Annotated in this window: 9 protein-coding genes and 2 pseudogenes; all 11 read right to left on the minus strand. The window is 62.8% G+C overall.

The window, feature by feature from the left end; all coding sequences use genetic code 11:
* Positions 1 to 319: pseudogene (locus FSO04_RS43790) on the minus strand (formate dehydrogenase); the annotation flags it as partial.
* Positions 316 to 831, minus strand: coding sequence for an NAD(P)H-dependent oxidoreductase subunit E (locus FSO04_RS43795; RefSeq protein ID WP_154567558.1), 516 nt, complete (start codon positions 829 to 831; stop codon positions 316 to 318). The pseudogene FSO04_RS43790 and the gene FSO04_RS43795, both read right to left, overlap by 4 nt.
* Positions 832 to 900: 69 nt before the next feature.
* The gene (oxlT, locus tag FSO04_RS43800) at positions 901 to 2,226 is read right to left on the minus strand and encodes an oxalate/formate MFS antiporter (RefSeq protein WP_168436026.1); all 1,326 of its coding nucleotides are present in this window, start codon (positions 2,224 to 2,226) and stop codon (positions 901 to 903) included.
* Between the two features lie 255 nt (positions 2,227 to 2,481).
* Positions 2,482 to 3,894 carry a pyruvate kinase gene (pyk, locus tag FSO04_RS43805; protein WP_154567559.1) on the minus strand — a complete coding sequence of 471 codons (1,413 nt, stop codon included), beginning with the start codon at positions 3,892 to 3,894 and terminating at the stop codon, positions 2,482 to 2,484.
* A gap of 50 nt (positions 3,895 to 3,944) precedes the next feature.
* A complete protein-coding gene (gene pntB, locus FSO04_RS43810) occupies positions 3,945 to 5,336 on the minus strand; it encodes a Re/Si-specific NAD(P)(+) transhydrogenase subunit beta (RefSeq protein ID WP_154567560.1) in 1,392 nt (463 codons plus the stop codon).
* Between the two features lie 9 nt (positions 5,337 to 5,345).
* Positions 5,346 to 6,929, minus strand: coding sequence for a Re/Si-specific NAD(P)(+) transhydrogenase subunit alpha (locus tag FSO04_RS43815; RefSeq protein WP_154567561.1), 1,584 nt, complete (start codon positions 6,927 to 6,929; stop codon positions 5,346 to 5,348).
* A 1-nt stretch (position 6,930) separates the two neighbouring features.
* Positions 6,931 to 7,710 carry a fumarylacetoacetate hydrolase family protein gene (locus FSO04_RS43820; RefSeq protein WP_154567562.1) on the minus strand — a complete coding sequence of 260 codons (780 nt, stop codon included), beginning with the start codon at positions 7,708 to 7,710 and terminating at the stop codon, positions 6,931 to 6,933.
* Positions 7,711 to 7,831: 121 nt separating this feature from the next.
* Positions 7,832 to 9,079, minus strand: a complete 1,248-nt coding sequence (frc, locus tag FSO04_RS43825) for a formyl-CoA transferase (protein WP_154567563.1) — start codon at positions 9,077 to 9,079, stop codon at positions 7,832 to 7,834.
* A 45-nt stretch (positions 9,080 to 9,124) separates the two neighbouring features.
* Positions 9,125 to 9,361 carry a hypothetical protein gene (locus tag FSO04_RS43830; protein ID WP_154567564.1) on the minus strand — a complete coding sequence of 79 codons (237 nt, stop codon included), beginning with the start codon at positions 9,359 to 9,361 and terminating at the stop codon, positions 9,125 to 9,127.
* 63 nt (positions 9,362 to 9,424) lie between these two features.
* A complete protein-coding gene (locus FSO04_RS43835; RefSeq protein ID WP_154567565.1) occupies positions 9,425 to 9,688 on the minus strand; it encodes a PAS domain-containing protein in 264 nt (87 codons plus the stop codon).
* Positions 9,689 to 9,809: 121 nt separating this feature from the next.
* Positions 9,810 to 10,027 (minus strand): annotated as a pseudogene (locus FSO04_RS43840) (CoA transferase); the annotation flags it as partial.

Raw genomic sequence — 10,027 nt, forward strand, 5'->3', positions numbered from 1 at the left:
CGAAGGTCAGGCGCTGTTGCTTCTTCAGATACGGTATGTCATCGACCACACCGACACGGCGGGCGTGCTCGCCACCTTCGATGAAGCCGGCGTCGAACAGCGCGGCAACGTCGCTCTCTTCGACGTTTGCATAGCCGACTCGGCCTTCAGCCGTCGCAACTTCGACGAGCGGTTCGAGCCACAGCAAACCGCGCGAACCGTTGCGGACCAGTTCGATTGCGATGCCGCGACGTGCGGCTTCGTCAGCGATCGCACCGGCGAGCGCGTCCGCGCCGAGCGCGAGCGCCGCGGAATCGCGAGGGACATAGATGCGTGTCATACCGGTTCCTCCGCACGTTGCGCGCCCCTGAGCGTGACCTCAGCAGCATCAAGCAGTGCGTCGAACTTCTGCGGCGTAACCTTCGCGTGCAGCGTGCCGTTGATCATCAGCGCCGGCGACAGCGCACACTGGCCGAGGCAGTACACCGATTCGAGGCCCACGGCCGCGTCATTCCGATGGCCGCCGTCGTGCCCGGCGTCGAAGCGGCAGCCCGTGCGTGCCTCGATGTGCTGCGCGAGCGCCTCGGTGCCCATGCTGCGGCATGCTTCGGCGCGGCACAGTTGCACCGTGACGGGCGCCGCGGGCTGCGCGCGGAAGTGGTGGTAGTAGGTGATGACACCGTGCACTTCCGCGCGCGATAGGTTCATCGCCCGCGCCAGCTGCGCGACGGCGGCAGGCGGCACGAAGCCGACGTCGTCCTGGATCGCGTGCAGCACGGCAAGCAGGGAGCCACCACGGCGGATATGCCGCTCAATCAACTCATTCGAATCGGCCAAGATAGTCTCCTGCAGAGCGGCCCTGAGATGCCTTCACGTTCTGATCCCGCATTGCACGCCGAACACGCACTGCTTCAGCGGCGCTCACTCGTGCGAACCGAGAGGCGACGGTCGAAAGCGGCTTTCCGGTGCCGTGCTGGGCGCAGCGGAGTTCAGAATCCAGCGGCGTCGCATCGGATACAGGATGAACTTCGCCGACACACCGGCCATCAAGGAAATACACGCAACGAAGATGAACACCGCGTTCCATCCACCGTGCGTGGACAACAGCGAAGCCACAGGCACTAGCATGGCGGCAGTCCCTTTGGCGGTATAAAGCGTACCGGCATTCCCCGCCGCGTATTTGGCGCCGAACGTGTCGGCACACGTCGCGGGGAAATTCGAGAAAATATCGCCGTAACACAGGAACACGAGCCCGGAAAACAGCATGAACAGGTACGGGTTGTGACCGAAGTGCATCAGCCCCAGCAGCGCCAGCGCTTCGCCGATAAAGGTCATGAACATGGTGTTCTCACGGCCGATCCGGTCGGAGATCCAACCGCATAGCGGGCGCGTGAAACCGTTGCACATATTGTTGATCGACAGCGTCATCGTCAGCAGCGGCAACGTCACGCTCAGCACGCTGACCGGCATAGCCGCGAAGCCATACTCCTTCGCGATCGGACCGATCTCCGCTGTGGCAATGATGCCGCCTGCCGCGACGCACACAAACATGGCGTACATCACCCAGAAAAGCGGTGCGCGAATCATCTGCTTCGTCGTGTAATCGGTCTTCGTTGCGACGATGCGCCTGACCCCAGCCGCATGCGCCGGCGGCTTCGGGCGCACCAGCAAGGTTGCCAGCAGCAGGATGCAGACACCCTGGAACACGCCGAAGAACACAAATGCATGCTCGTACCCGGCGCTCTGGATCATGTTGGAGATCGGGATCACCGTCAGCGCCGCGCCGGCGCCGAAGCCCGCCGCGGTCAGACCGGCGGCCAAACCGCGCCGGTCGGGAAACCACTTGAGCGCCGTGCCCACACAGGTGCCGTAGACGCATCCTGCTCCGATACCGGCAATCACGGCGGCGACGTAGAGCACCGGCAGATTCGGCGCATAGGCGTCGAGAATCCAGCCCAAACCCGCGCAGATCGACCCGCCGATGACGACAGGACGAGGACCGAACTTGTCGACGAGCCAACCCTCGACAGGCACCAGCCAGGTCTCGGTGACGATGAAAATCGAAAACGCCAGCTGGATGGCGGCTTGCCCCCAGTGGTGTTTGGCGTCCATCGGGATGACAAACAGGGTCCATGCGTATTGAAGGTTCGCTATAAGACCCATGCAGGCGATGCCGGCTGCCAGCTGGACCCAGCGGTTATGCCGCCGCGCCGTATAGCCGCTGAAGGCTGTGTCAGTCTGTAACACGTTCTCTGTCTCCGTCTATTGACTTGTTTGCTTGCCTGATCAAAACACCTGCATGTCAAGGCTGAACTGTCATGGCGATTGAACCATGATGGGCGGCTTCAACAATTAACAAAAGTTAAAGTTTCTTCTGCGTTATATTAGCTATCGTTAATACCTCCCCGAAACTTTGCAGTCGCTGCGAGCGCGCCCGCGCACGATCGCAAGCGCTCCGGCCATTTATCTCCGGCTACCCTTCCACCTTGCGTGCGGCGTCGGCTAGACTCTGGCGATTCGCAGCAAATTGGTGGTACCAGATTCGCCGAACGGCATGCCTGCCGCGATCGCCACCGGGTCGCCTGAATTTGCAAAGCCCTGTCTCACGGCGATGCTGCACGCGGCACTCACCATCTCGTCGACCGATTCGACGTCAGGGCTGACTGTGGAATGCACGCCCCACACCAGCGCAAGACGCCGCGCCGTCGACAGCTTCGGCGTGATGCTGAGAATCGGCGCGACCGGACGCTGACGGGCGGCCCGCAGGCTGGTGTGTCCGGACGTCGTGTACGTGACCGTCGCAACCGCAGCGATGGTCTGCGCGACATCGCGCAGTGCCGCGCAGATTGCGTCTCCCGGGGTGCCCAGCGGAAGTTCATGCTGAGCATCGAGCAGGCTCCGGTAGAGCGGATCATGTTCGACCTCCTTGATGATCCGCTCCATCATCGCCACGGCCTGCACAGGAAAGCCGCCGCTGGCCGACTCCGCAGACAGCATGACGGCATCCGCGCCATCGTAGATCGCCGTCGCGACGTCCGATGCCTCGGCGCGCGTGGGCACCGGTGCTGAAATCATCGATTCGAGCATCTGCGTCGCGATGATCACCGGCTTGCCGTGGCTGCGGCAGGATCGAAGAATGCGCTTCTGCGCGCCCGGCACGCGTTCGGGCGGAAGCTCGACGCCGAGGTCGCCGCGAGCGACCATCACCGCATCGGCCGCATTCACGATCTCATCGAGCCGATCAAGCGCTGCCGGCTTTTCCAGCTTGACCATCAGCCCGGCGCGCGCTCCAATGAGTTCGCGCGCGTCGATCAAATCCTCCGGACGCTGTACGAACGACAGCGCAATCCAGTCGGCGCCGAGCGACAACGCAAATTCCAGATCGATCAGGTCTTTCTGGGTCAGCACGGGAATCGGCAGAATCGCGTCGGGAACATTCACTCCTTTTCGATCCGACAGCGTTCCTCCGTGCAATACGCGGGTACGGATCCGCTCGCCGTCATTGTCGAGCACTTCCAGGCGCAGTTTGCCGTCATCGAGCAGCAGCGACTGGCCGGCGGCGACGACGTCGAAGAGTTCCGGATGGGGCAGGCATACGCGATTGACGTCGCCGTCCGCCGGGTTCCGGTCGAGCGCAAATTCGGCGCCCGTCACGAGCATCACCTTGCCCTCGGCGAACGGGCCGACGCGCAGCTTCGGTCCCTGCATGTCTGCCAGAATCGAAATGGGCCGGCCCGAAGCACGCTCGACCTCGCGAACCAGCTCATAGCGCCGCCGATGGTCCTCGTGCGAGCCGTGACTGAAATTCAGCCGGAATACATCGGCGCCGGCGTGAAAAAGTTGGGTAATCGTTTCGAGATCGGAGGTCGCGGGGCCGAGGGTCGCGACGATCTTTGCTTTGCGTAGGCGGATCATAACGGGTCAGTAAGGTGAGGTGGCGGGCGAGCGAGCGCGGCAACAGCCGGTCAAGCGTCAAGTTGTCTGAGCAATGCGTCGACGCTGCCCTTCGCGTCGCCGAACAGCATCCGGGTGTTGTCCTTGTAGAAGAGCGGATTGTCCACGCCCGCATAACCGGTCGCCATGCTGCGTTTCGACACGACCACCGTGCGCGCTTTCCACACTTCGAGCACCGGCATCCCCGCAATCGGACTGCCCGGATCTTCGAGCGCACCAGGGTTCACGATGTCGTTTGCGCCGATCACGAGCACCACGTCCGTGTTGGTGAAGTCTTCGTTGATCTCATCCATTTCGAGCACGATGTCGTACGGCACCTTCGCTTCGGCAAGGAGCACGTTCATGTGGCCCGGCAAGCGTCCGGCGACTGGATGGATGCCAAAACGCACCCGCACGCCGAGACTGTCAAGCTTGCGCGTGATTTCGCTGATCGTCGTCTGCGCCTGCGCCACGGCCATCCCGTAGCCCGGCACGATGATGACCTCGGAGGCGTCGCGCAGAATCGCGCTGACTTCGTCGACGCTGGTCGCCACCACCTCCCCCGCGATATCCGCCGAACTCGTTCCGCTCGCCGCGCCGAAGCCGCCGAGAATCACCGAGATGAAACTGCGGTTCATCGCGCGGCACATGATGTAGCTAAGGATCGCGCCGCTCGAACCGACCAGCGCGCCGGTCGTAATCAACAGGTCGTTGCTCAGCATGAAGCCCGTGGCCGCGGCGGCCCAACCTGAGTAACTGTTCAGCATCGACACGACCACCGGCATGTCCGCGCCGCCGATGGCCATCACCAGATGCACACCGAGCGCCGCGGCGAGCACGATCATCACGAGCAATGCCCCGATGCCTTCCGCGCCCGACGGCACCGAGAGAAACCGGTAGCCGATTGCCACGCACAGCACCAGCACAAGCAGGTTCAGCAGATGCCGGCCCGGTATCACAAGCGGTTTGCCGCTAATCGTGCCCTGCAGCTTCAGGAACGCGACGATCGAACCGGTGAACGTGATGGTGCCTATAAACACGCCAAGATAAATCTCGGACAGGTGAATCACCCGCTCCGCGCCGCCGAACTCGCCGGCCGGCATCAGATAGTTGGTAAAGCCGATCAGCACCGCGGCCAGCCCGACAAAGCTATGCAATATCGCGACCAGTTGCGGCATCTGGGTCATCTCGACCCGCCGCGCCAGCAGCGCGCCGACCGCTGCGCCGATCACGGCCGCCGCCAATACGACTTCGATCCCCGCGCCCTGTGCGATGATCAGCGTCGCAACGACTGCGATCAGCATGCCCGCCGCGCCATACAGATTGCCGCGGCGCGCGCTCGTCGGATGACTCAGTCCGCGCAAACTCAGGATAAACAGCGTGCTCGCGCCCAAATACGCAATGTTGCCGATTCCGTTCAGCATGACCACTCCTTAGTTGCGCTGGAACATCTTCAACATGCGTTGGGTCACGAGAAACCCGCCCGCGATGTTGATCGTGGCAACCAGCAAAGCGACGCCGCCCAGCACCGTTACCAGCACATTCGGCGTGCCGAGTTGCAGCAGCGCGCCAATCACGATGATTCCGCTGATCGCGTTGGTCACGCTCATCAGCGGCGTGTGCAGCGCCGGCGTCACATTCCAGACCACCTGGTAGCCGACGAACACCGCTAGCACGAACACCGTCAGGTGCGCGACGAATGCGGGCGGTGCGACCCCGCCGAGCGCGAGCAGCGCGAACGCCGCGATCGCCAGCAAGACGAGCGATGTGTACCGCGAGCGAGCCGCAGCGGCCGCTTGTTCCTCGGGATCGACGGGGCTCGCCGCGGGCTTCTCGGGCGGCGGCCGATGCGCGGCGATCGCGGCCTGTTTCGGCGGGGGCGGCGGCCAGCTGACAGCGCCTTGATACACGACGGTCGCGCCGCGCATCACGTCGTCATCCATGTCGATGCGGGCCACACCATCCTTCTGCGGCGTCAGATCGGTCAAAAGATGGCGAATGTTGGTGCCGTAAAGCTGACTCGATTGCGTCGCCATCCGGCTCGGTAAATCGGAGTAGCCGATGATCGTCACGCCCTTGACCGACACCACCTCGCCGGGCTGCGTCAGTTCGCAGTTGCCGCCCTGCTCCGCGGCCATGTCGACGATCACGCTGCCCGGCCGCATGCCCTCCACCATCGCCGCGGTGATCAGCTTGGGCGCCGGCTTGCCCGGAATCAGCGCGGTGGTGATGATGATGTCGACGTCTTTCGCCTGCGCGGCGAACAGCGCCATCTCTGCTTCGATGAACTTCGCGCTCATCTGCTTCGCGTAGCCGCCGGAGCCGCTGCCTTCCTCTTCGACATCGAGCTTGAGAAACTCGGCGCCCATGCTTTCGACCTGCTGCTCGACTTCAGGACGTGTGTCGAACGCACGCACGATCGCGCCCAAGCCGCGCGCCGCACCGATTGCAGCGAGCCCGGCGACACCCGCGCCGATCACCATCACCTTTGCGGGCGGCATCTTGCCCGCAGCGGTGATCTGTCCGGTGAAGACGCGCCCGAAATGCTGCGCGGCTTCGATCACCGCGCGGTAACCGGCCATGTTTGCCATCGAGCTGAGCGCATCGAGCTTCTGCGCGCGCGAAATGCGCGGCACACAGTCCATGGCCAACACGCTCGTGCCGCCGTCGGCGAGCTGCGTGAGCAGCACCGGGTTCTGCGTGGGCCAGATGAAGCTGATCAGCATCGCGCCTTTTTTCAGCAAGGTCGCTTCGTCGGCCTCGAGCGCCGGATTCAGTTCGGGCGCGCGCACCTTGATCACGATATCGGCATCGGCCCACAACGCCCGGGTGTCGCTGACCACCTGTGCGCCGGCCGCGCGATACGCGTTATCGTCGAATGACGCCCTAAGGCCCGCGCCCGCTTCGACGTTCACCGCAAAACCGAGCTTCAGCAACTGGCTGACGGTTTCGGGCGTCGCCGCGACGCGGCGTTCGCCCGCGCGGACTTCGCGCGGCACTGCAATCGTCATCGCCATGTCAGGCCCCCGATGACAGCGTGTTCGACAGCACGCCGATACCTTCGATCGATACCTCGACCGTCGAGCCGTCCTTGATCGAGCCGATGCCAATCGAGGTGCCGATTGCAATGACGTCGCCGGGCAACAGCGTCATATCGTGCGAGATCCGGCTCACCTGTTCGGCGGGCGAAAAGATCATGTCCGACAGCGAATAGTTCTGCCGCTCGACGTTGTCGAGCCGCGTCACGACGTGCGCATTCCGCCAGTCGAAATCACGCTGGATCGCAGGACCGATGCAACTGAACGTATCGAAACCCTTCGAGCGGCACCATTGCGCAAAGTTGGGGTCTTCGTTCAGGAGTTCGGCCGCCGTCACGTCGTTGATGCACGTGTAACCGAAAATGTAGTCGTTCGCCTCGTCTACCGGGACGTTGCGGCAGCGCTTGCCGATCACGATCGCGAGTTCCCCTTCGTAGGCGATCTTGCCGGCGTAGGCTTGCGGCCGCTGGATGGGTTCGCCCGGGCCAATCACCGAAGTGGAGGGCTTGATCAGAAACAGCGGATGGGACGGCGCGGCCTTGCCGAGTTTCTCCGACAGTGCGCGGAAGTTGTTCCACAACGCGACCACCTTGGTAGGAACACATGGATTGAGCAGCGTCACGTCATCGACGCTCAGGACGTTGGCGCTTGGGACGGCGTCACCGAACATGTCCCCTTCGTATTCAGTGACGCGATGGTTTTCCAGCACGCCGAAACCAATCCGGCCATGGGCGAGCCGAAAACGTATCCACGATTTCATCGAAATGTCTCCTGCGATTTTTTTTGCTGCAATGAAGCGACCGATCAGGCCGGTCGCGCGGCGATGTCTTGTACGGCGTACTGCGGCGCGTCGGATGCGCGGCCAGGTTTCGTCTATGCGCTCATATCGCACCGACCGCATGCAAATGTGCGATCTGATCCGGGTGGTAACCGAGTTCGGCCATCACCTCGTCAGTGTGCTCACCCAGCAGCGGCGAGCGCGTGACCTCGGTCGGACTGTCCGACAGCTTGATCGGATTGCCGACCGTCAGATACTTGCCGCGCACCGGATGATCGACCTCGACGATCGTGCCGGTCCTGCGCAGCGACGGCTCCTCGGCGATCTCCTTCATCGACAGGATCGGGCCGCACGGAATGTCGTACTTATTGAGGATTTCCATCGCCTCGAACTTCGTCTTGGTCATGGTCCAGCGCTCGATCTCGGCGAAGATCTCCTTCAAATGCGGCAGGCGCGCGGCGGGCGTCGCGTAGTTCGGATCGGTGGCCCACTCCTCCTTGCCGATCACGTTGCAGATCCTGGTCCACACCGGCGCCTGGGTGATGAAGTAGATGTACGCGTTCGGGTCCATTTCCCAGCCCTTGCACTTCAGAATCCAGCCCGGCTGGCCGCCGCCCGACGCATTGCCCGCTCGCGGCACCGCTTCGCCGAAGGTGCCGTTCGGATGTTGCGGATATTCGCGCATGACGCCGGTGCGTTCGAGGCGCTGCTGGTCACGCAGCTTCACGCGGCACAGGTTCAGCACGCCGTCCTGCATCGCCGCGAGCACGTGTTGACCACGCCCTGTCGTTTTTCGCTGATAAAGCGCGGTCACAATGCCGAGCGCAAGATGCAGCCCGGTACCGCTGTCGCCGATCTGGGCGCCGGTGACAACCGGCGGACCGTCGTCGAAGCCGGTGGTCGACGCCGCGCCACCCACGCATTGCGCGACGTTCTCGTAGACCTTGCAGTCTTCATAAGGGCCGGGGCCGAAGCCTTTGACCGACGCGACGATCATGCGCGGATTCAGCTCCTGGATCCGCTCCCACGTGAAGCCCATCCGGTCGAGCGCGCCCGGTGCGAAGTTCTCCACCAGCACGTCACATTTCTGGATCAGTGCTTCGAGAACCTGCTTGCCTTCCGGGTTCTTCGCATCGATCGTAACGGAGCGCTTGTTGTGGTTCAGCATCGTGAAGTACAGGCTGTCCGCATCAGGAATATCGCGCAGTTGCTCCCGCGTGACATCGCCCGCACCGGCGCGCTCCACCTTGATCACATCCGCGCCGAACCACGCCAGCAACTGTGTGCACGTCGGCCCCGATTGCACGTGCGTGAAGTCGAGGATCCGCACATCCTCCAATGCTTTGCCCATCTCACGTCTCCCTGTATTGATCCGTACCCGCCCCGCACGCCCGGGCTACCGGGTTGCCGGACTGAGCAGCGCCAGCGCCACGCGACGCGCGCCGGCGATGGCAGCTTCCTCGCTTTCAAAGACGGCCTCGTCGACGACCTGCTGGTACGGCAGGAGATCGGGTTGCGCCGGATGATTTTCTTCGGCCGTGCGAATCGCCACGTAGGCGGTCCATCCGCCGTTGTGGATCAATTGCATCGCGGACAACTCGAGCCGATATTGTCCAAGTACTTCGACGTGCATCGGATGCCTCCTGATAGATCGTCACAAGAGAAAGTCAACCGGATCGACACGGCTGGCGTTGCGTTACGCTCCCGCTCGGGCTTCCAGTTCGGCCATGCGTTTGCGCAGATTGCGCTCCTCCTGGAAGCGGCTGGTTTCATCGCGAATCACCGAAACGATCCCGGTCAACTCATGTTCCGGCGAATGCAGCAGCGTCTCGCTTTGGTTGAAACCAAACATGCGCTCAGCGGCCGGATTCCATAGCGTGATATTTCCTTTGGCATCCGAAATGATGATCGCATCGCCGACGGCTGCGACCAGTTGCTCGAAATCAATGGCTGTTTGCATAGCGAAACCGGAATTTGAAAAAAGCGGCGGTTCAAGTGCAGACGGCGCCCGCCTCGCGCGCCGTCCATGCAGGCTCCGAAAATGAAACTTCAGATACGTCTAGTTCTACCTGCTTGCGCCGTCAAACGGCCTTGACTTCGTGCAGGTTGAAGATTTCCTGCTTGCTGTAGCCGAGGCTCGCCAGCACTTCATCCGTGTGTTCGCCAAGCAGCGGCGACGCGGTCACTTCCGGCTTCATGTCCGAGAACTTGATCGGACTGCCTACCGTCAGATACGTGCCGCGTTTCTTGTGCGGCACTTCGACGATCGTGCCGCTCGCGCGCAAGGACGGATCGTTGG

The sequence above is a fragment of the Paraburkholderia madseniana genome (assembly GCF_009690905.1).
In the GTDB taxonomy this organism is placed as follows: domain Bacteria; phylum Pseudomonadota; class Gammaproteobacteria; order Burkholderiales; family Burkholderiaceae; genus Paraburkholderia; species Paraburkholderia madseniana.

Coding starts and splice junctions, on each gene's coding strand:
- FSO04_RS43815 (WP_154567561.1), bottom strand. CDS start 6,929: ATGGCGATGACGATTGCAGTGCCGCGCGAAGTCCGCGCGGGCGAACGC.
- FSO04_RS43835 (WP_154567565.1), bottom strand. CDS start 9,688: ATGCAAACAGCCATTGATTTCGAGCAACTGGTCGCAGCCGTCGGCGAT.
- FSO04_RS43830 (WP_154567564.1), bottom strand. CDS start 9,361: ATGCACGTCGAAGTACTTGGACAATATCGGCTCGAGTTGTCCGCGATG.
- pntB (WP_154567560.1), bottom strand. CDS start 5,336: ATGCTGAACGGAATCGGCAACATTGCGTATTTGGGCGCGAGCACGCTG.
- FSO04_RS43820 (WP_154567562.1), bottom strand. CDS start 7,710: ATGAAATCGTGGATACGTTTTCGGCTCGCCCATGGCCGGATTGGTTTC.
- frc (WP_154567563.1), bottom strand. CDS start 9,079: ATGGGCAAAGCATTGGAGGATGTGCGGATCCTCGACTTCACGCACGTG.
- pyk (WP_154567559.1), bottom strand. CDS start 3,894: ATGATCCGCCTACGCAAAGCAAAGATCGTCGCGACCCTCGGCCCCGCG.